This window comes from Hymenobacter sp., from assembly GCF_031398885.1.
GTDB lineage: Bacteria > Bacteroidota > Bacteroidia > Cytophagales > Hymenobacteraceae > Hymenobacter.
This window is the reverse complement of record NZ_JANNOD010000074.1, coordinates 19,782-43,295: the sequence shown is the minus strand read 5'-3', so window position 1 is coordinate 43,295 and position 23,514 is coordinate 19,782. Positions and strand designations below refer to the sequence as shown.

General features: G+C 63.1%; 23 protein-coding genes. 8 read left to right on the top strand and 15 right to left on the bottom strand.

The annotated features are described in order from the left end of the window. Positions 1-30: 30 nt before the first annotated feature. Positions 31-933, bottom strand: coding sequence for an ABC transporter ATP-binding protein (locus RMO51_RS15100; RefSeq protein WP_310395955.1), 903 nt, complete (start codon positions 931-933; stop codon positions 31-33). 289 nt (positions 934-1,222) lie between these two features. Between RMO51_RS15100 and RMO51_RS15095 the strand changes: the two genes are divergently transcribed. Both RMO51_RS15095 and RMO51_RS15090 read left to right on the top strand, forming a co-directional pair. Beyond that, a complete protein-coding gene (locus RMO51_RS15095; RefSeq protein WP_310395953.1) occupies positions 1,223-2,254 on the top strand; it encodes a histidine kinase in 1,032 nt (343 codons plus the stop codon). 306 nt (positions 2,255-2,560) lie between these two features. After that, positions 2,561-3,298, top strand: a complete 738-nt coding sequence (locus RMO51_RS15090) for a LytTR family DNA-binding domain-containing protein (RefSeq protein ID WP_310395951.1) — start codon at positions 2,561-2,563, stop codon at positions 3,296-3,298. Positions 3,299-3,621: 323 nt separating this feature from the next. Here the strand turns inward: RMO51_RS15090 and RMO51_RS15085 are convergent, their stop codons facing one another. Further along, positions 3,622-6,117: a TonB-dependent receptor domain-containing protein gene (locus RMO51_RS15085; protein ID WP_310395950.1), complete on the bottom strand. Its 2,496-nt coding sequence runs from the start codon at positions 6,115-6,117 to the stop codon at positions 3,622-3,624. A 721-nt stretch (positions 6,118-6,838) separates the two neighbouring features. Here RMO51_RS15085 and RMO51_RS15080 point away from each other — a divergent pair. After that, the gene (locus tag RMO51_RS15080; RefSeq protein WP_310395948.1) at positions 6,839-7,636 is read left to right on the top strand and encodes a 3'-5' exonuclease; all 798 of its coding nucleotides are present in this window, start codon (positions 6,839-6,841) and stop codon (positions 7,634-7,636) included. Positions 7,637-7,821: 185 nt separating this feature from the next. Continuing rightward, complete coding sequence (locus tag RMO51_RS15075) at positions 7,822-8,199, top strand: hypothetical protein (protein ID WP_310395946.1); 378 nt, start codon at positions 7,822-7,824, stop codon at positions 8,197-8,199. A 76-nt stretch (positions 8,200-8,275) separates the two neighbouring features. Here RMO51_RS15075 and RMO51_RS15070 read toward each other — a convergent pair whose 3' ends face one another. From RMO51_RS15070 to RMO51_RS15060, 3 genes are all read right to left on the bottom strand, one after another. Beyond that, the gene (locus RMO51_RS15070; protein ID WP_310395945.1) at positions 8,276-9,328 is read right to left on the bottom strand and encodes an NAD(P)-dependent alcohol dehydrogenase; all 1,053 of its coding nucleotides are present in this window, start codon (positions 9,326-9,328) and stop codon (positions 8,276-8,278) included. 263 nt (positions 9,329-9,591) lie between these two features. Next, positions 9,592-9,912 carry a DUF1990 family protein gene (locus tag RMO51_RS15065; protein ID WP_310395943.1) on the bottom strand — a complete coding sequence of 107 codons (321 nt, stop codon included), beginning with the start codon at positions 9,910-9,912 and terminating at the stop codon, positions 9,592-9,594. A gap of 2 nt (positions 9,913-9,914) precedes the next feature. Next, entirely contained in the window at positions 9,915-10,076 is a 162-nt protein-coding gene (locus RMO51_RS15060) for a hypothetical protein (RefSeq protein ID WP_310395942.1), read from the bottom strand. A gap of 156 nt (positions 10,077-10,232) precedes the next feature. Here RMO51_RS15060 and nfi point away from each other — a divergent pair, with 156 nt between their 5' ends. Then, on the top strand, positions 10,233-10,922 hold the full coding sequence (gene nfi / locus RMO51_RS15055; protein ID WP_310395941.1) for a deoxyribonuclease V: 690 nt from the start codon (positions 10,233-10,235) through the stop codon (positions 10,920-10,922). Positions 10,923-11,049: 127 nt separating this feature from the next. On the opposite strand, the gene RMO51_RS15050 is transcribed toward nfi, so the two are convergent. Together RMO51_RS15050 and RMO51_RS15045 are read right to left on the bottom strand one after the other, a co-directional pair. Then, positions 11,050-12,000: a glutamate--tRNA ligase family protein gene (locus RMO51_RS15050; protein WP_310395940.1), complete on the bottom strand. Its 951-nt coding sequence runs from the start codon at positions 11,998-12,000 to the stop codon at positions 11,050-11,052. Positions 12,001-12,027: 27 nt separating this feature from the next. Then, entirely contained in the window at positions 12,028-12,417 is a 390-nt protein-coding gene (locus tag RMO51_RS15045; protein ID WP_310395939.1) for a VOC family protein, read from the bottom strand. Between the two features lie 217 nt (positions 12,418-12,634). Between RMO51_RS15045 and RMO51_RS15040 the strand changes: the two genes are divergently transcribed. From RMO51_RS15040 to RMO51_RS15030, 3 genes are all read left to right on the top strand, one after another. After that, complete coding sequence (locus RMO51_RS15040; protein WP_310395937.1) at positions 12,635-14,101, top strand: NADH-quinone oxidoreductase subunit M; 1,467 nt, start codon at positions 12,635-12,637, stop codon at positions 14,099-14,101. A 147-nt stretch (positions 14,102-14,248) separates the two neighbouring features. Further along, the gene (locus RMO51_RS15035) at positions 14,249-15,649 is read left to right on the top strand and encodes an NADH-quinone oxidoreductase subunit N (RefSeq protein ID WP_310395936.1); all 1,401 of its coding nucleotides are present in this window, start codon (positions 14,249-14,251) and stop codon (positions 15,647-15,649) included. A gap of 361 nt (positions 15,650-16,010) precedes the next feature. Next, on the top strand, positions 16,011-16,553 hold the full coding sequence (locus RMO51_RS15030; RefSeq protein WP_310395977.1) for a M15 family metallopeptidase: 543 nt from the start codon (positions 16,011-16,013) through the stop codon (positions 16,551-16,553). A 57-nt stretch (positions 16,554-16,610) separates the two neighbouring features. On the opposite strand, the gene RMO51_RS15025 is transcribed toward RMO51_RS15030, so the two are convergent. From RMO51_RS15025 to RMO51_RS14990, 8 genes are all read right to left on the bottom strand, one after another. Then, the gene (locus RMO51_RS15025; protein WP_310395934.1) at positions 16,611-16,967 is read right to left on the bottom strand and encodes a DUF86 domain-containing protein; all 357 of its coding nucleotides are present in this window, start codon (positions 16,965-16,967) and stop codon (positions 16,611-16,613) included. A 9-nt stretch (positions 16,968-16,976) separates the two neighbouring features. Beyond that, complete coding sequence (locus RMO51_RS15020) at positions 16,977-17,270, bottom strand: nucleotidyltransferase family protein (RefSeq protein ID WP_310395933.1); 294 nt, start codon at positions 17,268-17,270, stop codon at positions 16,977-16,979. Positions 17,271-17,324: 54 nt separating this feature from the next. Continuing rightward, complete coding sequence (locus tag RMO51_RS15015; protein ID WP_310395932.1) at positions 17,325-18,041, bottom strand: 3-ketoacyl-ACP reductase; 717 nt, start codon at positions 18,039-18,041, stop codon at positions 17,325-17,327. Between the two features lie 218 nt (positions 18,042-18,259). Further along, the gene (mrdA, locus tag RMO51_RS15010) at positions 18,260-20,101 is read right to left on the bottom strand and encodes a penicillin-binding protein 2 (protein ID WP_310395930.1); all 1,842 of its coding nucleotides are present in this window, start codon (positions 20,099-20,101) and stop codon (positions 18,260-18,262) included. A gap of 142 nt (positions 20,102-20,243) precedes the next feature. Next, complete coding sequence (locus RMO51_RS15005; protein ID WP_310395975.1) at positions 20,244-20,399, bottom strand: four helix bundle protein; 156 nt, start codon at positions 20,397-20,399, stop codon at positions 20,244-20,246. Between the two features lie 143 nt (positions 20,400-20,542). Beyond that, complete coding sequence (locus tag RMO51_RS15000) at positions 20,543-21,070, bottom strand: hypothetical protein (protein ID WP_310395929.1); 528 nt, start codon at positions 21,068-21,070, stop codon at positions 20,543-20,545. Continuing rightward, positions 21,067-22,005, bottom strand: coding sequence for a rod shape-determining protein MreC (gene mreC / locus RMO51_RS14995; protein ID WP_310395927.1), 939 nt, complete (start codon positions 22,003-22,005; stop codon positions 21,067-21,069). The genes RMO51_RS15000 and mreC overlap by 4 nt, the downstream gene beginning before the upstream one ends. 100 nt (positions 22,006-22,105) lie before the next feature. Beyond that, positions 22,106-23,131: a rod shape-determining protein gene (locus RMO51_RS14990; RefSeq protein WP_310395926.1), complete on the bottom strand. Its 1,026-nt coding sequence runs from the start codon at positions 23,129-23,131 to the stop codon at positions 22,106-22,108. Positions 23,132-23,514: the final 383 nt, after the last annotated feature.

Sequence of the window (23,514 nt, the reverse complement as noted above, 5' to 3'; positions counted from 1 at the left end):
AGGCGGACGAAAACTGCCCAAATGAGCCGTTCAGGCCACTAGGGCACCATTTTTAATTTTTAATTCATAATTTTTAATTTCCAAAAAGTACACGTCTTCCAAATCCGGGTTCACGGCTTCAAACCCGCTGTCCGGGGCAGTGTCGGCCACGACGTGCACCACGGTTTTGCCGGCGAACAGGCGCGAGCTGATGACCTGCGTGGCGGCTTGCAGGGCCGGCAGCTCGGCTTTCTCGATGAGCTTACGCCAGATTTTGCCGCGCAGGTTGTTCATCACCGTGAGCGGGTCACCGGTGAGCAGCACCTCGCCCCGGTTGATGATGGCCATGTGGCGGCACAAGTCCGAGACATCGGACACGATGTGGGTGCTGAGGATGACGATGATGTTCTCGCCAATCTCGCTGAGCAGGTTGTGGAAGCGGTTGCGCTCGGCGGGGTCGAGGCCGGCGGTGGGCTCATCCACGATGATGAGGCGGGGGTTGCCGAGCAGGGCCTGGGCAATGCCGAAGCGCTGCTTCATACCGCCCGAGTAGCCGCCCACGTACTTCTTGCGCACGTCGTAGAGGTTGGTCTGGTGCAGCAGGGCGCCCACCATCTCCTTGCGCTCCCGGGCGCTGGCGATGCCCTTGAGGGTGGCAAAGTGGTCGAGCAGCTCCTCGGCGCTCACGCTCGGGTACACGCCGAACTCCTGCGGCAAATAGCCCAGCACCCGACGCACGGCTTCTTTGTCGCGCAGTACGTCGGTGCCGTCGAGGCTGATGCTGCCCGTGTCGGCGTCCTGCAGCGTGGCGATGGTGCGCATCAGGCTGGACTTGCCCGCGCCGTTGGGCCCGAGCAGGCCGAACATGCCGGTGGGGATTTCCAGGCTGACGTTTTTCAGCGCCTGCGTCCCGTTGGGGTAGGTTTTGGAAAGGTTGGTAATGGAAAGGGCCATGATTGCAGGTGATGAGGTGATGAGGTGATGGGGGTGTAGTCACAAATTCCGGGGGTAAATCGCCGGCTTAGCACAAGCATTACCGGGCCTGAGCCCTGGATGCCAAATGACCGGGCGAAGTTGCCCGCTTGCGGTGGATTGCTGACTCAAAGGTGCGGCGGCCGGGCGGGCGGCCCCATTTCTTTGTGACCAATGCGGCAGAAAAGTGACCAACGCCCGGCCAGCGCGGACGAACGCCGTTCATCACATTGATTTGAAAGACCTTGGGGCCGCCCGGTAGCTTTGCGCCATGAAGAACGCGCGATTCTGGCGAAGCCGGGCCCTGCGGCACGGCGTGGTGTGGCTCCTGGTGGTCATCGTGTGTGGCTTGCTCGGGCGGCAAGGCAACCTGCGCACGATGGGCCTGCCCTACACGGCCCTGCTGCTGGGAGTGCAGGCGGCGGCCATCTACATCCACTTCTGGCTGTTGACGCACTTGCTCGAACGCCGCCGCTACGCGTGGTACGCGCTGGCCACGCTGGCGCTGGTGGTGGCCGGCGCCGCCGGGCTCGACCGGGTGGAGCAGGTGGAACGGCTCAGCATTGTGAAGATGCAGCTGGAAGCCGGCGGCGGCCCACCCACCGGCGCCGCCCTGCGGTTTGCGCAGAACGCGGCCAACCTGGTGTTCGCCCTGGGGCTGGCCACCGTGGCGCGCTACGTGCGGCGCGGCGTGGTGGGCCACCTGCAGGTGCAGCAGCTGCGGGCCCTGCAGCTCGAAACTGAGCTGAGCCTGCTCAAGGCCCAGGTGAACCAGCACTTCCTGTTCAACACCCTCAACAACCTCTACGGCCTGAGCCTGGCCGCGCCCGAGCAGATGCCCGAGGCCCTGCTGCAACTGGCCGGCCTGATGCGCTACCAGCTCGACAGCTCCCGCCAAAGCACCGTGACCGTGGGCACCGAAGCCGAGTACCTGGCCAACTACATCGGGCTGGAAAAGCTGCGCCTGCGCCACAACACGCGGGTCGAGTTCCGCGTGAACCTGCCCCACCCCGACCAGCCGCTGGCCCCGCTGTTGCTGCTGCCGCTGGTCGAGAACTGCTTCAAGCACGCCATCGGCCCCAGCGGCGAAAACACCATCCGCATCGAGCTGACCCAAACCGACGTGGGCCTGACCCTACACACCGGCAACAGTATTCCGCCGCATTTCCGGGCCACGCCCTCGGGCCTGGGGCTGCCTACCTTGCGGGCCCGGCTGGCGCAGTACTACCCCGGCCCGCGCCACCGGCTGTCCGTGGAAGCCACCGCCACGTTTTACGCCGCCAGCCTGCAACTGGTGCTTTGACGCCTGAGTGCCCACCGAAAGTGGGGCGGCGGTATTGCAGCGGCTTTGCACCTTTGACCCGCTTCAAGTACGCCGGCGCTGTACAAGAATTTTCGGAAAACAAAAAATACTTGTGCAGATTCTTCGTCGGCATTGTACAAGAATTTTCATAAATCCTAAAATACTTGTACAGATTCCTCGCTGGCTTTGTACGAGTATTCTCCTGAAATGAAATCTATTCGTACAGCCTGCGCCGCGGGTTTGTACGAATACTTTTGCAAAACTGAATTCTTTCGTACAAGCCCGCCCGCTAGCAACTCTCCGCCCATGTCCGCTCCCCTCCGCTGCCTGCTGGTCGATGATGAGCCGCTGGCCCACACGGTGATGCGCGCCTACCTCGACCGCCTGCCCGGGCTGGCCACCTGGGCCGGCAGCTGCTACGGCGCCGTGGAAGCCCTCACCGCGCTGCGGACGGCGCCGGTCGACGTGCTGTTTCTGGACGTGGACATGCCCGGCCTCACCGGCCTGGAGCTGCTGCGCGCCCTGCCCCAGCCGCCGGCCGTGGTGCTGTGCACGGCCCACGCCGCCCACGCCCTCGACGCCTTCGACCTGGGCGTGGCCGACTACCTGCTCAAGCCCATCCGGTTCGAGCGGTTTGTCAAAACCGTCAACCGCCTGCACGAGCTGGGCAAGCCGCTGGCAGGCGGGTCCGGTTTTCCGCCGCTGCCACCCTCGCCTGCTGCCCCAGTCGCCGACTCGGTGTTCCTGAAAACCGACGCCGGCACCGAGCGGGTGCGCTTTGCCGACCTGCACTTCGTGGAGGGCTACGGCAACTTCGTGAAGTGCCACCTCGCCTCGGGCCGGGTGCTGCTCACGGCCGAAACCCTGAAACTGATGGAAAGCCAACTGCCCGCCGCCCAGTTCATCCGCATCCACAAATCCTACCTCGTGAACCTGACGGCCGTGGAGCGGCTCAGCGGCAACGTGCTGCTGGTAGGTACCCGCGAGCTGCCCGTGGGCAGCACTTACCGCCAGGACGTGCTGCGCCAGTTGCACCTGCGCTGAGGCCGGCGGGCCGGGCCGTGGTCGGAGCTGAACGGCTATTTGAGTCGAAATTGGAAGCCCCCGCAACGCGGTAGAAACGCAACAGTTGGAGTCTCGTCATTGCACAATACCGAACCAATGCAGGTGCACGGCGCGGACGACAAGACGCAAAATATTACGCCTCGTCGTCCGGTTACCGGTTTAGCCGCCCGCGGCTAGCTCAGTCAGTTTCTCCGGTTTCGTAAGCCACAGAGCCGGTCGCCCGGAAAAAACGGATTGCCACGGCGGCGCAAGGACCGTTCTTCATTCCTCATTCTTTATTAAGCGCAGCGTCTCGCGCAGCGTCACTGTCCGCCTTGTTTGCTGCCGCCACCTTTCTTGTCGTCGTTCGAGATGGACTTGCGCTGTTTGCCCTGCTGCTCTTGGCCGAAGCGGTAGCTGAAGCTGAGGCGGAAGGAGCGCTGGAACGACCGGTTCTCGCTGGTTTCGCGGAAGCTGGGCGTGGTGGTGGTGCTGCGGTAGGGCCAGTAGTTGTTGAAGGGCGAGCCGAAGTTGAGCACGACGTCGGCCTTGTCTTTGAGGATGGTTTTTTTCGCCCCCATCTGGTAGTAGAGGTTGGCCGCGCCGCGGCCTTGCAGCTCGGGCGTGGGCAGCGAGCTGTAGAGAAAGCCCTGCACCGTGAATTTTTTGGGCAGCTTGTAGGAAGTGTTGAAGTTGAGGCCGGCCGTGAAGCCGCTCCGCTCGATGCCGAGCGCGGGGCTGCGGCGCACGATGTACTGCACGTCGGGGCCGCCGCTGATGTCCCAGCCCTTGGCGGGCTTGGCCGAGCCGTAGAAATTGAGCTGGTAAAAGGAGTTGGCCGCCACGTTGGCGAAGGTCTGGACCGTGACGCCGGCCGTATCGGTGGGCTGGCGTATCGACTCGATGGCGTTGCCCGTGCGCCGCACCGAGCCCGTGATGTTCAGCGAGCCAGCCTTGCCATTGGTGTTGAAGCTCAACTCGTACGAGTCGGTCAGCTCGGGGTCGAGGTTGGGGTTGCCGAAGGAAATGTTCTGCCGGTCGCTGCGGTCCACAAACGGGTTGAGGTAGTCGATGAAGGGCCGGGTGATGCGCTTGCTGTAGGCCAGGCGCAGGCTGTTGCTTTCGCTGAGGGTGTACTGGGCGTTGCCGTTGGGCAGCACCGAGGTGTAGCTGCGCTCGAAGCCCGAATCAGTGGTGCGGAAGTCGGCGGTGAGGGCGGTGCGCTCCACCCGGCTGCCCAGGCTGAAGGTCAGCTTCTTGCCAGCGGCAAACGAGTAGGTGGCGTAGGCGGCCTGCACGTTCTGGTCGTAGGTGAAGTTGGTGGCCCGCTCGGGCAGGCGCACAAAGTCGGCCGACTGGCCCCGGGTCAGACCGTCGACGTCGGCCACCGAGGCGGTGCTGCGCCAGATGGCCTTGAGGCCGGTTTCCAGGGTTTGCTTCTCGCCGAAGGGCTGCGTGAAATCGGTCTGGGCCGTGTACTCGTCGCCCGGCGTGCGGCCCCGGCTACGCTCGCGGTAGTCGGCCCGGCCGGTTTCCAGGGCCGTGGCCGAGTTGCGGTACTCGTCGAAGTCGTAGCCGAACGTGCCGTCGTTGCGGGCGTACTGGCCCAGCACGCTCCACTCGCGGCGGGCCTGGGCAAAGGTGCGGGTGTAAGTGCCCGTCAGCTCGCCGCTGAAGCCGCTGAACAGGCTGTTGGTAGCGCGGGTGAACAAGTCATTTTTCGTGGCGTCGGGCGACACGAACTGGTTGAGTAGGTCGCTTTGATTGTTGCCGCGGTAGCCGTTCGCGGAGCCGGCCAGCGACAGGCTCTGCCGCTCGCTTAGGTCGTAGTCCAGGCCCAGCGTGCCGTAGTACCAGCCGCCGCCGTAGCGCCCGGTGCTGCTCTGATTGAGCTGGTCGGTGCCCAAATCCGTAAAGCCCACCCGCTCGCGCGCAAACCCGCTCGGCGCGTACCAGCGCCCGGTGCTGAGCGACGATGTGAACCCGGTTTTGCCCTTCTTGAAGTTGAGCGAGGAATTGAGGTTCGAGTTGCGGTTGCCGGCCGAGGCGCCCACCCGGCCGTTGAGGCCGCGGTCCACCCCTTTTTTCAGCACGATGTTGATGATGCCGGCCGTGCCCTCGCCATCGTACTTGGCCGGGGGCGTGGTGATGATTTCCACGCTCTTAATCTGGTCGGCCGGAATGCCTTTCAGGGCTTCGGCCAGGTTGTTGGCCAGCGTGGGCGAGGGTTTGTTGTTCACCAGCACCTTAAAGTTGCCGGAGCCGCGCATCTTCACGTTGCCGTCGCCGTCCACGGCCAGCAGCGGGGCCTTGCGCAGCACGTCGGCGGCGGTGCCGCCGGCGTTGGTCACGTCCTGGTCGGCGTTGTACACGATGCGGTCGGGCCGCACTTCCACCACCGGCTTGGTGCCCACCACCACGGCTTCGGCCAGGGCGGTGCCGGCCACCGGCAGCCGGAACGCCGCCACTTCGGTGGCGCCGGCCGTCACGGTCACGGCCCGCGTCTGGGGGCCGTAGCCCACGTAGCTCACCCGGACCCGGGCCGGGCCGGGCGCCAGCTTGGTCAGGCTGAACCGGCCGTTGTCGTCGGCCGCGATGCCGGTGATGGGCTTGTCGTTGGGCGCGGGCGGCAACAGCACCACCGTGGCGTAGGGCACGGGCTTGCCACCCAGCGAGTCGAGCACGGTGCCGGTGAGCGAGCCGGTGCCGGGGGGCGGTGCGGGGGCGGCGGGCAGCGCGGCGGGCTGTTGGGCCCGCACCGGGCAAATGGCGGGGGCGGCTAGCAACAAAGCCAGCAGCAGGCGGTAGCGAAACGTCATGGGCAGAACGGGTTTTGGCAAAGCGAGAAATATGAGAACAGAAACCGAAAGCAGTGCGGGCGTTGCAGGCAGGCGCGTTAAAAAACAATTAAGTAGTCTTCCAGAAGGAAACGAGTTGTCAGTTGCTTGTTGTCCGTTGTTAGTCAGTTATTTATCCAAAGAGCTAACAACTGACAACTAATGCCCGACAACTTACTAGGACCCGGTACCGCCCGGCACCCGGTTCCGTTACGGGGCGTCGTCATTTTTTCAGGTTGAAGGTCACGTCAAGCGGGGTTTGCGCAACGCTGGCCGTGGCGAATACGGCCGCAAGCAACGAGGGCAGCAGGGCCGTTTTCAGCAGAGGTTTCATGAGCAGGAAATGAGGTGAGGCGAGGGTCCAAAAGTCCGGCTCCGCTGGCTCGCCGACGCTCCAGTTTATGGCTTGAGCCGTCCCAGCTCATAAGTTGAGCCGTGTATAATTGGCCGGGCCGAGCCACGCAAACCTCGCCCCCCGCCCCCTTTCCGAAAGAGAGGAGGAGCCTGACTGAGACTGTCCGTTTTTTTACAGCATGCGGGTAATGGGCGGGTGGGACGAGAAGCATCCATTGCGGGGGCTATCCGGGCAAGAAACCGACCGAGCATAGCGCAATACAGAAGCTTGCCCCGCACCCAACCAACGCGCCAAGGGCCGGTTAGTGTATCTTCGAATGCTTTAATACTGGCCTTTGCCGCCCCTGCCATGCAGCACCTCCACCGCACGCCGCTCGACCAGCTCTTCGTGCTTGACATCGAAACCGTGCCCTGCGTGGACTGCCACGGCAGCCTCGACGAGATGCTGCGCCACCTCTGGGAGCACAAGAGCGAGAGCCTACGCCGCCAGCAGGGCTACACCGGCCGCGCCCCGGCCCCCGAGCCCCTGCCCGACCACCTCACCGCCGCCAGCCTGTTCGAGCAGGCCGGCATCTACGCCGAATTTGGCAAGGTGGTGTGCGTGTCGGTGGGCTATTTCGTGTTCGACAAGCAGGAAGAGCTGTGGCGCTTCCGGGTGAAAAGCTACGCCGACCACGACGAGAAGCTCCTGCTGCGCGACTTCGCCCACCTGCTCCGGCTGCGCCCCCACTTCGCCCTGTGCGCCCACAACGGCAAGGAGTTCGACTTCCCTTACCTGGGCCGCCGCCTGCTCATCAACGGCCTGCCGCTGCCGCCGCAACTCGACCTGGCCGGCAAGAAGCCCTGGGAAGTGCCCCACCACGACACCATGGAGCTCTGGAAATTCGGCGACCGCAAGTCCTACACCTCCCTCAACCTACTGGCCGCCATTTTCGGCATCCCCACGCCCAAGGACGACATCACCGGCGCCGACGTGGCCCGCGTGTACTGGGAAGAAAACGACCTGCCGCGCATCGCCGCCTACTGCCAGAAGGACATCATCACCACGGCCCGCGTCCTGCAAAAATTTCGGGGCGAAGAGCCCTTCCGCGACGAGCACGTGGTGTACGCCGACGCCGTGGGCGTGCCCATGCGAAGGGTGGTATAATATGGTTCGACTTTCTCTACTATTCAATTGTGATGAGCCGTTATTGTAGACAGAGGGGGTTGGCTGGGATGCTGACCGCCGGTGCAGTGGCCTTGATGGGCTGCTCAAGAGCTTGCCAAGAGCCTAACCCGTTTCCGCCGTCATTAGCGCTGGCATTCAGTGCCGATACGCTGACGAGTAGCGGCGTGGGGTTTCGCCTGAGCGAAATTCGCTCAGCTTACATGGTGCGCTACGCCTCGGCCGACTTTCAGCAGCCACTAGACACGCTGCGGCGGCCGGTTCCCAATGTGGGCGCGCGGCAGTCTTTGCAAATTGAATACAGCTACCAGCGCCCTCCTCAGTTTGAGGTCCCAGTCAATGTGGGCCAAAACGTGGTGGCGCGCAGCTTCCGCCTGGAGGTGCCGGCTGCCAACCGTCGCTACGACATCACCGACGTGGTGCTGGAAACAGAAACCCTATATGCTGACCAACCCTGTCCCAACTACCGCCTCGTCCTGCGCAACGCGCTTGTTAACGGGCAGCGCCGCGACGGAATTAGCCAAGCGCCCGAACTAACGAAGTAGGCAGAAAAAGAAGAGGCCCTGTCACTGACAAGGGCCTCTTTTTAATGTGGCAGAAAGCCGGCGGTATGTTTGCTGCTTAGTTCTGCAGCGTGGCCAGGTCAATCACGAAGCGGTACTTCACATCGCCTTTCAGCATGCGCTCGTAGGCCTCGTTGATGTCCTTGATGTCGATGAGCTCGATGTCGGACATGATGTTGTGCTCGGCGCAGAAGTCCAGCATTTCCTGGGTCTCGGCGATGCCGCCGATGAGCGAGCCGGCAATGCGTCGGCGGCCGCCAATGAGGGCGAAGGCGTGCAGCTGCGGCGCTTCGGGCGGCACGCCCAGCAGTATCATGGTGCCGTCGCGGCGCAGCAGGTTCACGTACAGGCCCAGGTCGAGCGGGGCCGACACGGTGTTGAGGATGAAGTCGAAGTAGTTGCCCACGCTCTTCAACTGGTCGGCGTCCTTGGTCACCACGAACTTGTGGGCGCCCAGCGCTTCGGCGTCGGCTTCCTTGCCCGGCGAGGTGCTGAGCACGGTCACTTCGGCGCCCAAGGCGGCGGCCAGCTTCACGGCCATGTGGCCCAGGCCACCGAGGCCCATCACGCCCACGCGGTGGCCGGCGCCCACCTGCCACTGCTTCAGGGGCGAGTAGGTGGTGATGCCGGCGCAGAGCAACGGGGCCACCCGGGCCGGGTCGAGCTTGTCGGATACTTTCAGGGTAAACTTCTCGTCCACCACAATCTGGCTGGAGTAGCCGCCGTAGGTGGGCGCGCCGGTTTCTTTTTCGCGGCCGTTGTAGGTGCCCACGAAGCCGGTGGTTTCGCAGTACTGCTCCAGGTCGTCCTGGCAGCTGGGGCAGGTGCGGCAGGAGTCGACCATGCAGCCCACACCGGCCAGGTCGCCCACTTTAAAATTCTTGACATGGTCGCCCACCTGGGTCACGCGGCCCACGATTTCGTGGCCGGGCACCATCGGGAAAATGGAGCCGCCCCACTCGTCGCGCACCTGGTGCAGGTCGGAGTGGCACACGCCGCAGAACTGAATGTCAATGCGCACGTCGTGGGCGCCAACCTCGCGGCGCTCGATGGAAAAAGGGGCCAAGGGCACACTGGCGGCCGGGGCCGCGTAAGCTTTGGTGGGGAGCATTTGGGAAGTTTTGAAGGTGGTTTGTTTGTAAGACTGTTGGGAACGTGAACGTCGTGCAGCGCATCAAGCAGAGCTAAAGCATCTCGCGGGGTAGCCGCTCCGTCACCTGTCCTGCCGACGAGGGAAACGTCCTGTCACGCTGCCGCGATGCGTTCAACCGTGACTCGTTCAGCGGCGAAAAGAAGCTTCTCCTTGCCAGCAGGACGGGCGACTTGCCCGGGATGTTGCACTGCACGACAAACTAAACTACGTACTGAAGTGCGCTAACCAGCCGGCACCAGCAAGGTTTGGGCAGCCAACGGGCCGGCCGCCACCATTCCCCGCATGCGCCGCAACGACTCGCGGGCAAAATTGCGCCGGAGCTGCCGCCCAAACAGCTTGAACCCCAACCAGTAGAACGGACTGCGGATGTGACCCGGCTGCAACCCGGCGTGGATTTGAAACTGCACCGCGCCCGAGGTGATGTTTTTGTGAACCGTGAAATCAATCTGGCCGCGCTCGAAGGGGCCTTCCAGGGTGCGGTAGCCGTAGCCCCACCCCCGCTTGGGGCCGGCGGGGGTGGCGCAGGCAGCCTCGCCGGTCACCTTCACCCCAAAATAAAAAACTTAAAGAACAAAAACTGCGCCCGTAGCACCATAACGCGGTTTTCGAGCGGCGCGTCGGGCGCGAAGATGCCGGTGATGAGGTCGGGCGGCGGGAAGGCGTAGCGGCGTAGCACGTCCTGCGCCGCGGCAGGCGGGCCAGTCATGATTTCAATTAACGGTGAACAGTGAGCAATTAACAGGGAACAGCAAGCAGAGAGTGACTCGTCCGCGTATACGCCCTTCGTCCGTGCAAGGTGCTGCCCGTTGTGCATTTTTCATTTCATCGCAGAATTGCTCACTGTTCACCGTTAATTGAAATCATGGCTTACTACCGCCCGCCCGGCCCGGCCCCCGACCCGGCCCTCGTGCAGCGCCTCACCCAGCAGCAGCAGGAAATGCGCCAGCGGGTGCGCGCCGAACCGCTGGCCCGGGAGCCGCGCCTCATCGGCGGCTGCGACTCGTCCTTTCCCACGCCCGACACCATTCTGTCGGTGTTCGTGGTGCTGAAGTTTCCCTCGCTGGAGCTGGTGGAAAAAGTGTACAACCACGGGCCCGTGGACCTGCCCTACGTGCCGGGCTTCCTCTCCTTCCGCGAGGCGCCCAACGTCATTCACGCCTTCGCCAAGCTCCAAAACAAGCCCGACGTCGTCATGGTCGACGGCCACGGCATTGCGCACCCGCGCCGCATGGGCATTGCCGCGCACCTTGGCGTGCTGCTGGATTTGCCCACCTTCGGCGTGGCCAAGCAGAAGCTGACCGGCGTGTTTCAGGAGCCTGGCCCGGAGCGCGGCAGCATCACGCTCCTCACTGATGGCCGCACCGGCGAACTGCTGGGCGAAGTCCTCCGCAGCAAGGACAAGGTGCTGCCGCTGTTCGTGAGCCCCGGCCACCGCTGCGACCAGGCCACGGCCACCCGCCTCACCCTGGCTTGCCTGCGCGGCTACAAGCTGCCCGAGCCCACGCGCCTGGCCGACTACTGGGCGGAGGAGTTCAAGAAGGAAGTGCGGTAGGGGTTTTGTGGCGAGGCACCTCACCCCCGGCCCCTCTCCCGCGGAGAGGGGAGCCACGGCAACTCGGGCGGTAGTGAAAAGTTGAGAGTCAAAATAAAGGACACAGCAGGGTTCTCACTTTTACCTTTCAACCTTTAGAAATCGTCTGGCTCCCCTCTCCTGTGGAGGGGGGCCGCCCCGCAGGGGTCTCGTGAGGTTTCCCCAACGCTACTTCCCGCAACGTTTCGAGCGTTTCGACAGCCGCGACGGGCAGGTGCAGCAGCTCGGCCACCGCCCGGAACACGGCCTGCTTTCCCTGCTGCTGGCTTAACACGCCCGCATCCAGCGGCAGCTGCTGCGACTTGGAGAGTTTCTGGCCGGCCGCATTGGTCAGCAGTGGATGGTGGAAGAATTGGATGCGCGCGGCGCTGAACGCGGCCGTTTCGGACAACTGCCCGGCCAGCCAGAGCTGCGCGGCCGTGCTGGGCTGCAGGTCGAGGCCGCGCACGATGAGCGTGGTGCCGAGGCGCAAATCATCCACAACCGAGGCGACTTGATAAGCCGCCACGCCGTCTTTCCTGCGGATGACGAAGTCGGGCATCAGCGCGCCCAGCGGCACCGTGATTTCGTTCTGCCAGCCATCCGCTAAGCAAACCGTGGTGCCGGCCGGGACCTGCACCCGCCAGGCCGCGCCGGGCGTTTCGAGCGCCACGGGGGCAGCGGGGCCGCCGGTGCGGGTGCGCCGGCTGGCCTGCACCAAACCCGGCCGCTGGGCCAGGCGGCGCAGCACGGCGTTGTATTCGGGCAGGTGCCGCAGCTGCGAGTAATGGCGCAGGAAGTCGTCGGGGCCGGTGGGGCCGTGGTCGTAGTCGAGGCCCAGCCAGTCGAGGACGCGGAAGATGTTGTCCAGGTACGCCGGGCGCAGGCGGGCGCGGTCCAGGTCGTCGATGCGCAGGTGTAAAACGCCGCCGGCCTGCCGCGTGCGCAGCCAGGTGAGCACGAAGTTCACGGCATTGCCCAGGTGCAGGTAGCCGCTGGGCGTGGGCGCCAGGCGCGAAACGACGGGCCGCGCCGCGGGCATTTCGAGCGGCTTAGGCATCTTCGGCGGCATGGGTTCCTCCCTTCCTTACCGGCTCCATTCGGCGTGTTGCAGCACCACGCGGTAGCCGTCGGGGTCCTCGAAAGTAAGGCCGTGCTGGTCCCAGTAAGGGTTGTGGGCCGGCACGGGCGCCAAGCCGGCGGCGGCCATGCGTTGCACGGCGGCTTGCCAAGCGTCCGCATCGGGCAGGTAGAACACGAGCAAGTGGTCTGCCGAGGGCGCGCGGCCCACGGCGCGGCCGGGCTCGTGGGTGAATTCCAGGTGGTACGGCTCGCCGGCCGGCCCCAGCATCACGCCGTCGAAGCCGTTGTGAGCGGTGAAAGCGCCGAGTTGCGCCAGTCCCAGGCCTTCGCAGTAGAATCGGAGCAAGGCCGGCAGGTTGTCGGTGGGCCGGGCCACGCGCAAGGTTGGAGTCATGACCAGGACCGTTGGAAGGGGCACAAACTTAACCGATGACCGCCGAAGCCGCGCCCGCAACTGGTGGCAGCGGCGGGGCGCGCCCTGCCGGCCCGGAAGGGGCCCGCCCGCAGAGAACTTCCGGTAAAACCGTGCGGCCTTGCGGGGCAATGCGTAAGTTTGCGGTCAATTTGCGGGTGTGTTCCTTCACGCCGCAACGCGCCCAACCCGCTTGCTGATGCTGACTGCTGTTTTGCTTTTCCTCCCTTTGGCCGCCGCCATCCTGCTGCTGCTCACCAAGGGAGCCACCGCCCGGACCCTGGCGTTGGGCGCCTCGCTTCTCGAATTTGGCCTGGCCGCCTACGTTGCCTTCGCTATCAAAACCACCGGTTCGGCCAGCTTCACCCTCAACTACGCCTGGATTCCCTCGGCCGGCCTCAACTTCCACCTCGGCCTCGACGGCCTGAGCTTGCTGCTGGTGCTGCTCACCACCTTTCTGGTGCCGCTCATCCTGCTGGCCGCGTTTAAGCACGACTACGACAACCCGTCCGCTTTCTACGCCCTGGTGCTGTTCATGCAAACCGGCCTGATTGGGGTGTTCGTCTCGCTCGATGCCTTCCTGTTTTATTTCTTCTGGGAAGTGGCCCTCATCCCGATTTACTTCCTGGCCGGGGCCTGGGGCGGGGCGCGGCGGGTGGCCGTCACGCTCAAGTTCTTCCTCTACACCGTGGTGGGCTCGCTGCTCATGCTGGCCGGCTTCGTGTATCTGTACCTGCAAACCGGCCCCGCCGCCGGCTCGCTGGCCGCCCACTCCTCGGAGCTGTCGGCCTTCTACGACCTGGACCTGAGCGCGGCCGAGCAGTCGTGGCTGTTCTGGCTGATTTTCGCGGCCTTCGCCGTGAAGATGCCCATCTTCCCCTTCCACACCTGGCAGCCCGACACGTACACCGAGTCGCCCGCCCCGGCCACCATGCTGCTCTCGGGCATCATGCTGAAAATGGGCATTTACGGCTGCCTGCGCTGGCTGCTGCCCATCGTGCCGCTGGGCGTGAGCCAGTGGGGCTTTCTGGTGGTCATCCTCGCCGTTGTCGGCATCATCTACGGAGCCATCATCGCCATCCGGCAGCGCGACGTGAAGCGCCTCATCGCCTATTCGTCGCTCTCCCACGTGGGGCTGATGGCGGCGGGCGTGTTCTCGCTCACGCAAATCGGCCTGCAGGGCGCCGTGTTCCAAATGCTGGCCCACGGCGTGAACGTGGTGGGCATGTTCTTCCTGGCCGACGCCATTGAGCGCCGCACCGGCACCCGCCACATCCCCGACTTGGGCGGCCTCACCCGGCGCACGCCCATCCTCTCGGTCTGCTTTCTGGTGCTGCTGCTCAGCACGGTGGCCCTGCCGCTCACCGGCGGGTTCGTGGGCGAGTTCCTGCTGCTGGCCGGCGTGTTTGAGTACAACGCCTGGGTGGGCGCCGTGGCCGGCCTCACCATCATTTTCTCGGCCGTGTACCTGCTGCGCATGTTCCAGCGCGTCATGCTCGGGCCCGACTCCGCGCACTCCGCCACCATCACCGACCTCACCGGCGGCGAGCTGCTGGTGCTGGCGCCGCTCATGGCGCTGGTGTTCTGGCTGGGCCTGTTTCCGGGCACGTTCCTGCAATTCTCGGAGCCGGCCGTGACGGGCCTGCTGGCGCTGGTGGGGCGCTGATACCAGCCACTGGCTAGTAGCTGATGGCTAGTAGCTTTTTCCAATGGCCCCGGCAAGCCAAGTGCCTCGTGCCGTAGTCCCCGGCTTTGTACAATGTTGTCGGCAAAAGAGCTAACAGCCAACAGCTACTAGCTAACAGCTAAAAATATGACATCCATCATTCTTCTCTCCGTCTTCGGCATTCTCAACCTGTTCCTGGGCTTTTTGCGCTCGAACAAGGTGCTGCTGCCCGGGGCCATGCTGCTGCTGCTGGCCGTGTTCGGGGCCAACCTGGCTGACTGGAACGTGGTACACGCGCCCTACTTCAACAACATGCTGGTGGTCGACAACTACACGGTGGCCTTCACGGGCATCGTGCTGCTCACCACCATCGTGCTGCTGCCCTTCTCGCGCAGCTACGTGGTGGCCGGCGAAACCAACCTGGCCGAGTACTACGCCCTGCTGCTGTTCTCGCTGGTGGGCGCCATCATGATGGTCGGCTACGACCACCTGCTGATGCTCTTCGTGGGCATCGAAATCCTGAGCATTTGCATGTACGTGCTGGCCGGCTCCCAAAAGCGCGACTCGCGCAGCAACGAAGCGGCGCTGAAGTACTTCCTCATGGGGGCCTTTGCCACCGGCATCCTGCTCTTCGGCATCGCGCTGCTCTACGGCGCCACCGGCACCTTCGCCCTCTCGCAGCTGGCCCCCGCCGTGGCCGCGCCCGCCAACGCCTCCTTGCAGCCCATGCTCTACATCGGCATTCTGATGATGATTATCGGCATCGGCTTCAAGGTGTCGGCCGCGCCGTTTCACTTCTGGACGCCCGACGTATACGAGGGCACGCCCACCTTCTTCACCGCCTTCATGAGCACGGTGGTGAAGACGGCTGGTTTCGCCGCTTTTCTCAAGCTGCTGGCCGTGGCCCTGCCCGCCGCCCAGGGCTTCTGGATGCCCACCATTCAGGCCATGTGCGCCCTCACGCTGCTGCTCGGCAACGTGGGCGCAGCGGCCCAAACCAGCGCCAAGCGCATGCTGGCCTACTCCAGCGTGAGCCACGCCGGCTACCTGCTCATCGGCCTTGTGGCCAGCCAGGGCCGCCTCACCGGCGACGCCGCCAACGGCATTTTCTTCTACTCCCTGGCCTATTCCATCGCCACCGTGGCCGCGTTCGGCGTGCTGAAGCTGGTGGCCGACCACCGGCAAACGGACGACTACGCCGGCCTCCACGGCCTGGGCAAAACCAACCCGCTGCTGGCCTTCACCATGACGGTGGCCATGCTTTCGCTGGCCGGCATTCCGCTCACGGGCGGCTTCTTCGGCAAGTTTTTCCTGCTGGCCGCCGCCGCGGGCCAGGGCAACATTGGCCTCGTGGTGTTTGCCGTCATCATGAGCATGGTGGGCCTCTACTACTACCTGCGGCCCCTCATTGCCATGTACATGCGCCCGGCCGAGGCCGAGGCCACGCCCGTGCCGGTCGACGGCATCCAGTCGGCCACGCTGGCGCTGCTGGCGCTGCTCACCATAGTGCTGGGCGTGGTGCCAGGCTTCCTGAGCGGGATTCTGTAGGTATGATTTCCTCCAACAAAAAAGCCTCCGTTGCGGAGGCTTTTTTGTTGGCTGTTACCGCCTTTGCGGGCTTCGTAACATCCGATTCAGAGCAGTTCTCCAGTTGGTGTACCAATCGTTCGGCTCCCCTCTCCGCAGGAGAGGGGCCGGGGGTGAGGTTTTCCGGCCACGCCGTGTACGTGAGCCGAAGAATCGCTTTAGCGTTTATATTTAGCCGCATTTCAACCGTTGTTTCATGCGTCCTTTCGAGACGAAACACGTTCCGCTTCCGAAGCTATGGGCGCTTTGCGGGCTGGTTGTCATCAGCAGCTGTGCCGCGAAGCCCCCGCAGGAAACTGGCAGTTTCAATCCGCCCGATTTGGTGGAACTGCAGCGGCTCGACCCGACTATTCAGTTAGACATTCGGTACGCGACCACCAAAAACTTCGCCGGCCGGGCCGTCTATTCGCAAGCCCGCGCCTTTCTGCAGCGCCCAGCCGCTCAGGCCCTGGTACGGGTGAACCAGGAATTGGCGCCCCTCGGCTACCGGCTCCTGGTGTTCGACGGCTACCGCCCGTGGAGCGTAACCAAGCTGTTTTGGGACGTCACGCCCCGGGACAAGAAGGAATTCGTGGCCAACCCCAAAAAAGGCTCGCGCCACAACCGCGGCTGCGCCGTTGATTTGAGCCTTTACGAAATTGCCACCGGCCGGGAAGTGGCGATGACCGGCGCCTACGACGAGATGACCCCGCGCTCGGCCGCCACCTACGCCGGCGGCACCCCGGAGCAACGGGCGCTGCGGGACTTACTCCGCCACAAAATGGAGCAGAATGGCTTCACCGTGCTCGAAGCCGAATGGTGGCACTTTGATTTTCGGGACTGGAAGGCGTACCGCATCCAGAACGTGCCGTTTGAGAAACTGTAGTGAGTGGTGAGAAAGGTGCAGTCGTTGGATTCTTCGCGCATCCGTTGTGGCTGCGGCCTACTCACCCAGCCGCCTGCGCTCGGCGGCAATAACAAGTAATAATTCCTGGTAATTCAGCGGCAGATGCTCGGTAGCAACCCGCCATACCGTGGCGTAATCCAGCCCAAAATATTCGTGGGAAATGCGATTTCGCATTCGGTACATCTGCGACCAAGGTAGCTGCGGGTGTTCCTGCTGCACTTGCAAGGGCACTTTTTTGGCAGCTTCGCCGATGACTTCCATGTTCCGCACCACGCCGTCAACCACCAGTTCGCTGGCGCAGAAGGCGACGAAGTCCAGCCCCGCGCAATAGCGGCCAATGCGCTCCATCGAAAGTTGCATGTCTTCCAGAAACAGCAAATAAGAGCGTGGCATGAAACAGGGTCAAACGTAACGCACCTGCGCCAATATCTGGCTACGCAACTGCGCTTTAAGCGCGTCCACTGTAACCAAGTCAACCCGTCGTTGCAACGCGTTTTCCAGCAGCTCCTCTAACTCGAAAAACTCCCAACCCAGCGGCTGCGAGAATTCCACCAGCACATCAACGTCGCTTTCCGAGTGGGCCAGTCCGGTAGCAAAAGAGCCAAACACCCCTAGCCGCTGTACGTGAAACCGCTCGGCCAGCATGGGCCGCAGGGGGCGGAGGGCATTTTCCACTTCGTCAACAGTCGTTACCATTGGACTAAGTTAATGCACTGCCGTACATGGCGGCCCCGCGAGTGGTTTGCTCACCTACGGATTCGTGGACCACATGCCGGCTTCCTTGATGAAGATGCGGCGGTTCAATTTCAGTTGCGCCACGATGAACTCGGCCAGGTCCTCGGGCTGCATCACCTTGTCAGGGTTGCCGTCGGTGAGGCCGTTGTTCAGGGCCAGGGGCGTGGCCACGGTGCTGGGCGTGAGGGCCGACACGCGGATGTTGTGCTTGCGCACCTCCTGCATCAGCGCCTCGGTGAGGCCCATAACGGCAAACTTAGAGGCGCTGTAGGCGCTGCTGCCGGCGGCGGCCCGCAGCCCCGAGGTAGAAGAAATATTGATGATGTCGCCGGTCTGCCGCGCTATCATGCCCGGCAGCGCGGCGCGGGTCACGTAGTAGGTGCCCAGCAGGTTCACCTGGATGATGTGCTCCCAATCGGCCGGCTCCATCTCCAGAAACTTGGCGAAGCGGCCGATGCCAGCGTTGTTAATCAGGATGTCGACGGGGCCCAGCTCCTGCTGCACCTGGGCCACGGCGGCCTCCACGGCGGCGCGGTCGGCCACGTCGGCCACTATTGAAGCTGTTTTCACGCCGTGGGTGGCTATTTCGGCGGCAAGGGACTTGAGGTCCGCATCGGTGCGGGCCAGCAGGCCCACGTGCACGCCTTCGGCGGCCAGGGCCAGGGCCACGGCGCGGCCGATGCCTTTGCCCGCGCCCGTTACCAGGGCAATTTTACCGGTTAATGATTCCATGAAATGGTGGTTGGGAGAAAGCAATGAGGGGCTACAACCGCCGGTAGCGGGCAAAAGTTGGGCGAGACGGGCGCGCGTCGGTGGCGCGCTGCCCGCTGGCTTCGCATCTCCGACGCGGCCGTGGAACGGTGGGCGAACGGCGCGAACGACGGCGTTTGGAAACGCCGGGCCAGTCGGCAGCGCGTCTCAAGACGCGCGCCAGCGGGGGCGGCCGGCTGCTACAGCGCGTTTAGCTTTTTGGTAAAGTTTCCGTACATAATCCAATCCTCCCAGCGGCCGCGGTAGGGGGCCACTTTGCCGCGCAGATATTTTTCAATCATCAGGCCGGCGGCCGGAGCAGCGCTGGTGCCCCCAAAACCGCTGTTTTCGATGAACACGGCAATGGCAATTTTGGGGTCGTGGGCCGGGGCAAAGGCGGCGAAAGTAGCGTGGTCATAGCCGTGGGGGTTTTGCACGGTGCCGGTTTTGCCGGCCACCGAAATGCCGTACTGAGCCAGCGAAGCCAGCTCGCCGGTGCCGCCGCGGCCGTCCACCACCTGCACCATGCCGGGGATGATGTACTTGAACAGCGCCGTGTCGACGGCCGTGTAGTGCTTCTGCTGGAACTGCGGCAGCGGGCCGCCGCTGCCGATACCGCGCACGAAATGCGGCGTGTAGTACCAGCCGCGGTTGGCAATGGTGGCCAGCACGTTGGCCATTTGCAGACCCGTGATGCCAATTTCGCCCTGCCCGATACTGAGCGAATACACGGTTTTGAAATTCCAGCGGTGGTGGCCGAGGCGCTGGTCGTAGTAGTCGGGCGAGGGGATGAGGCCGCGCTTTTCCTGGGCCATGTCCACGCCTAGCTTTTCGCCGAGGCCGAAGGATTTCACCATCTTCTGCCACTGCCCCAGGCCCAGGCGGGCGTCCTCGAAGCGGTTGGGCGACTGCCCGCGCAGCACCGCCGAGCGCATCACCTGGTAGAAATACGGGTTGCAGCTCTGCTTGATGGCAATATCCACGTTGCGCGGGTACTCGTGGCGGTGGGTGCAGCGCACCAGCCGCTGGTTGCAGTCGAAGGCCGTGCCGGGCGTCACCACTTTCAGTTGCAGCGCCACCAGCTCGTTCACCAGCTTGAACACCGAGCCGGGCGGGTAAGTGGCCATCAGCGGCCGGTCGAACAGCGGCCGGTCGGGGTTGTTGAGCAGGGCCATGTAGCGGTTGCCGGAGCCCTTGCCCGTGAGCAGGTTGGGGTCGTAGTTCGGCACCGACACAAAGGCCAGGATTTCGCCCGTCCGGGGGTCGAGGGCCACGATGGAGCCGCGCCGGCCGGCCAGCAGCTTCTCGCCGTAGGCCTGCAGCTCGGCGTCGATGCTCAGGTGCAGGTCCTGCCCGGCCACCGACAGCGTGTCGAACTCGCCGCCCCGGAACTTGCCCTTTTCAATGCCGCGCACGTTCACCATTTTGTACTGCACGCCCCGCCGGCCCATCAGCGTCGTTTCGTAAAACGCTTCCAGCCCCGAAATGCCCACGTTCTCGCCGGGCCGGTACTTGGCGTACTTCGGCTTTTCGAGAAACGCCGGCGTAATGGCGCCCACGTAGCCCAGGGCGTGGGCCAGGTTGGGCGTGCGGTAGGCCCGGGCCATGCGCGCCTGAATGCGGAAGCCCGGAAAATCCATCAACTGGTCCTGAATGGCCGCCAGGTCCGGCGTGGTCAGGTTCTGAACGATGGGCGAGGGCTTATTGCGGGAGTATTTTTGGGCCGCCAGCAGGCTGGCGCGCAGGTCGGCCAACGGGATTTGCAGCAGCTCGCAGAAGCGCAGGGAGTCCAGCTGCTTCACCTCGCGGGGCACCACCATGAGGTCGTACACCGGGGTGTTTTGCACCAGCAGCTTGTCCTTGCGGTCGTAAATCAGCCCCCGGTACGGAATCTGCACCAGGCGCTGGAGGGTGTTCTTGTCGGCCGCCAGCTTGTACGTGCCGTCCAGCACCTGCATGAAAAACAGGCGGACGAGGAAAATCAGCGCCACCACCAGGAAGATGCCTTGCACAACGTATTTGCGGCCCTCCAGGTACTGCATTTATAGTGGTTAACTGTCAGTGGTTAGTGATTAATTTTTAGGCACTCTTGATGTTGGTCTTCGCCGTTTTGATGGTGCTCGTCAACATTTTCAGGAGTTCGGTGGCATCGGCACGCAGGCTGTCATGTTCTTCGTTTGTGAGCTAATCAGTCGCGGCTAGCAGTTCCAACCAATACCGCGTCTCGTTAATTTCTTTCTGAGCTACAGCCCTTTTATGAACAAAATCAGCTTTGTTCTCGGCATGTTCAGCTTCTCGAATCATGCTGCCCACCGATGTACCCGATGTACTGCAACGCAACAACTGCTTCGCTAATACATATTCTTGCTTGTTCTTGCTTGACGGTTTGCAGGTATTGAAATAATCGAACAATTCGAATTGCAAATTCAAACGACTTTTTCTTCAGCATCCCTCACTTACCGCCAACCATTAATCGTTAACCATTAATTACGGCCGCGCCGCACCGGAAAAAACAGCAGCTGCACAATCAACAGCGCCAGCCCGGTGAAGAGGGCGCTGGCCCCCATTTTAACCATCGTGAGCCCGAAATTACGAAAGCTGCCCAGCTCCAGCAGAAAAAATGCGGCGTGGTGCAGCACCACCAGCAGCGTGAGGTACACCCCAAACCACTGCCAGCCCATCTGGTGCACGTTCACGGCGTCGCCGCTGTCGTAGCCGTCGCGCGGGGTGAGCAGGCGCAGCACCCACGGCCGCAGGAAGCCCAGCAGCACCGCCGCCGCCGCGTGCAGCCCGCCGGTGTCGTAAAAAATATCCATCGTTAGCCCCATCCCGAACGCCAGCAGCAACTGCACCACGATGGGCGTGGCCAGCGGCAGAAACAGCAAAAAGCCCAGGTACAGAAAGCACCAGCCCCGGTCGAAGAGCACCAGCCGGCTAATCAGCAGCACGTGCACCCCCGCAAACAGCCCAAAGCGCAGGAGCTGCACCACCACCAACCGCAGGCCGCTCACGGACGCTGCCCCCCTTCCAGCGGCACGCCGGCGCGGGCCTCCACGGTGTCGCGCTCGGCCCGGGGCCGGCTGGTCACCACGTACACGTAGGTCAAATTAGCGAAGTTGATGCCCAGCCGCACCCGCACCGTCCAGAAATTCTTGTCGGGCTCCTTCACGAACGAATCCACGGTGCCGATAAAGATGCCCTCGGGAAACACCGCGTTGTAGCCCGACGTCACCACGGTGTCGCCCCGCACCAGCCGCGTTTCGCGCAGCACGTTGTCGAGCAGGGCGTGGGTGGGGTCGTCGCCCAGCCACCGAATGGTCCCGAACGTACCGTCCCGCTTGATTTTGGACGAAATGCTGGTTTTGGAATGCAGCAGGCTGGTGACGGTGGCGTAATGCTCGCTCACCACTTTCACCCGGCCTACCACGCCGCCGTCGGCCACCACCCCCAGGCCGGGCCGCACGCCGCTGGCGCTGCCCACGTTCAGGGTGAGGTAGTTATCCACATTTCGCAGCATATTGTTGATAACTCGGGCCGGAATAAGTGGATAACTCGGGTCGCGGGCCGGCAGGCGCTGCTGCCCCAGCAGCAAAGTGTCGGGGCGCTCGGCGGGCCGCTGGTAGCGCACGCGCCGCAGCGAATCGGTACGGGCCGGGGGCAGGGCCACCGAATCGGCCTCGCGGCGCACCGTATCGGCGGGGTACAACTGCTGGCGCAGCGCCGTGTTTTCGGCCACCAACTGTTGGTTCACCTCGGCCAGCTTGAAATAGTCGGTCACCTGCGTGCGGCGGTCCAGCACCACGCCGGCGTAGGCATTGGCCGAATTAAAAAACGCTGCCCGTTGGTAGGAGTTGTTGGTGATAAATAAATACAAGCTAATTATTTCCAACAAGCCAAATACCAGCGCCCCCCGAAAGCGAAACAGAAAGAGAAACAGGTTTCTCATTTGAATTAAAAATTAGGAATTAAAAATTAAAAATGGTCTTACACCGCGCCTCGGGACTGACTTCGGGTCTCATTTTTAATTCTTAATTTTTCATTTTTAATTAAGTCAAAAGTACGCCTTTGAACGCCTGAATGTCCTTAATGGCCTTGCCCGTGCCGCGCACCACGGCGCGCAGCGGGTCCTCGGCAATGTGAATGGGTAGCTTGGTTTTGGCGGCTAGGCGCTTGTCCAGGCCGCGCAACAGCGCGCCACCGCCGGTGAGGTGAATGCCGTTTTCGTAAATATCGGCCGACAGTTCGGGCGGTGAAATTTCGAGGGCTTTCAGCACGGCTTCTTCGATTTTGGCCACCGATTTATCGAGCGCAATGGCGATTTCCGAGAACGTTACTTTAATGACTTTCGGAATACCCGTCATCAGGTCGCGGCCGCGCACTTCGTGGTCGGGCGGGGGCATGTCGAGTTCGGTGAGGGCGGCGCCTACCTCAATTTTGATGCGCTCGGCCGAGCGCTCGCCGATGAGCAGGTTGTGCTGCCGGCGCATGTAGTCGAGGATGTCCTGGTTGAAAACGTCGCCGGCCGTCTTAATGGATTGGTCGCACACGATGCCCGACAGGGCAATGACTGCGATTTCGGTGGTGCCGCCCCCGATGTCGATAATCATCGAGCCCACGGGCTGCTCCACGTCGATGCCGATGCCGATGGCGGCGGCCATGGGCTCCTGAATCATCCAGACCTCCTTGGCCCCGGCGTGCTCGGCGGAGTCGCGCACGGCGCGTTTCTCCACTTCCGTGATGCCCGACGGGATGCAGATGACCATGCGGTGCGAGGGCTGAAACAGCCGGTTGCGCGTGTCAATCATCTTAATCATGCCCTTAATCATTTCCTCGGCGGCGTGGAAATCGGCAATGACCCCGTCCTTGAGCGGGCGAATGGTGCGGATGTTGTCGTGGGTTTTCTCGTGCATCTGCTGGGCCTGGCGGCCCACGGCGATGACTTTGTTGGTGGTGCGGTCTTTGGCGATGATGCTCGGCTCGTCCACCACGATTTTGTCGTTGTGAATGATGAGCGTATTGGCCGTGCCCAGGTCGATGGCAATATCGCTGGTCAGGAAATTAAAGAAACCCATTGAGTTAGCTGCAATAAGGCGGGGCCCAAATAGTAATCCGGGCAACATAATGGGTAAAGGTACGGAAGGTTTGGGCCGGGGTGATGAACGGCATTATGGCATTTACAGAAATGCCATCCCGCGTCATTGCGAGCGCAGCGCGGCCAGCCGTCCCGTCTTCGGTAACTGGCCTCGGGGTGTGATAGGCCCAGGCAGCAGACCCAAAAAACCCCGGCTCTAGGCAGAGCCGGGGCTTGGTTGCATCGCCGGGCACGGAACAGGCCGCGCTGCGCTCGCAATGACAAGCTTGCGTCCGCCGCCTTAGAGCCTATCGGAATAGGCGGTCATGCAGAGCGGAGCGAAGCATCTCGCGTGCTGCAGTAATCTACTTTTTCAACGATTCC

What these genes read in the sequence shown, in the direction of transcription:
- RMO51_RS15100 (WP_310395955.1), bottom strand. Translation starts at nt 933, where the DNA reads ATGGCCCTTTCCATTACCAACCTTTCCAAAACCTACCCCAACGGGACG.
- RMO51_RS15095 (WP_310395953.1), top strand. Translation starts at nt 1,223, where the DNA reads ATGAAGAACGCGCGATTCTGGCGAAGCCGGGCCCTGCGGCACGGCGTG.
- RMO51_RS15090 (WP_310395951.1), top strand. Translation starts at nt 2,561, where the DNA reads ATGTCCGCTCCCCTCCGCTGCCTGCTGGTCGATGATGAGCCGCTGGCC.
- RMO51_RS15085 (WP_310395950.1), bottom strand. Translation starts at nt 6,117, where the DNA reads ATGACGTTTCGCTACCGCCTGCTGCTGGCTTTGTTGCTAGCCGCCCCC.
- RMO51_RS15080 (WP_310395948.1), top strand. Translation starts at nt 6,839, where the DNA reads ATGCAGCACCTCCACCGCACGCCGCTCGACCAGCTCTTCGTGCTTGAC.
- RMO51_RS15070 (WP_310395945.1), bottom strand. Translation starts at nt 9,328, where the DNA reads ATGCTCCCCACCAAAGCTTACGCGGCCCCGGCCGCCAGTGTGCCCTTG.
- RMO51_RS15060 (WP_310395942.1), bottom strand. Translation starts at nt 10,076, where the DNA reads ATGACTGGCCCGCCTGCCGCGGCGCAGGACGTGCTACGCCGCTACGCC.
- nfi (WP_310395941.1), top strand. Translation starts at nt 10,233, where the DNA reads ATGGCTTACTACCGCCCGCCCGGCCCGGCCCCCGACCCGGCCCTCGTG.
- RMO51_RS15050 (WP_310395940.1), bottom strand. Translation starts at nt 12,000, where the DNA reads ATGCCTAAGCCGCTCGAAATGCCCGCGGCGCGGCCCGTCGTTTCGCGC.
- RMO51_RS15045 (WP_310395939.1), bottom strand. Translation starts at nt 12,417, where the DNA reads ATGACTCCAACCTTGCGCGTGGCCCGGCCCACCGACAACCTGCCGGCC.
- RMO51_RS15040 (WP_310395937.1), top strand. Translation starts at nt 12,635, where the DNA reads ATGCTGACTGCTGTTTTGCTTTTCCTCCCTTTGGCCGCCGCCATCCTG.
- RMO51_RS15035 (WP_310395936.1), top strand. Translation starts at nt 14,249, where the DNA reads ATGACATCCATCATTCTTCTCTCCGTCTTCGGCATTCTCAACCTGTTC.
- RMO51_RS15025 (WP_310395934.1), bottom strand. Translation starts at nt 16,967, where the DNA reads ATGCCACGCTCTTATTTGCTGTTTCTGGAAGACATGCAACTTTCGATG.
- RMO51_RS15020 (WP_310395933.1), bottom strand. Translation starts at nt 17,270, where the DNA reads ATGGTAACGACTGTTGACGAAGTGGAAAATGCCCTCCGCCCCCTGCGG.
- RMO51_RS15015 (WP_310395932.1), bottom strand. Translation starts at nt 18,041, where the DNA reads ATGGAATCATTAACCGGTAAAATTGCCCTGGTAACGGGCGCGGGCAAA.
- mrdA (WP_310395930.1), bottom strand. Translation starts at nt 20,101, where the DNA reads ATGCAGTACCTGGAGGGCCGCAAATACGTTGTGCAAGGCATCTTCCTG.
- mreC (WP_310395927.1), bottom strand. Translation starts at nt 22,005, where the DNA reads ATGAGAAACCTGTTTCTCTTTCTGTTTCGCTTTCGGGGGGCGCTGGTA.
- RMO51_RS14990 (WP_310395926.1), bottom strand. Translation starts at nt 23,131, where the DNA reads ATGGGTTTCTTTAATTTCCTGACCAGCGATATTGCCATCGACCTGGGC.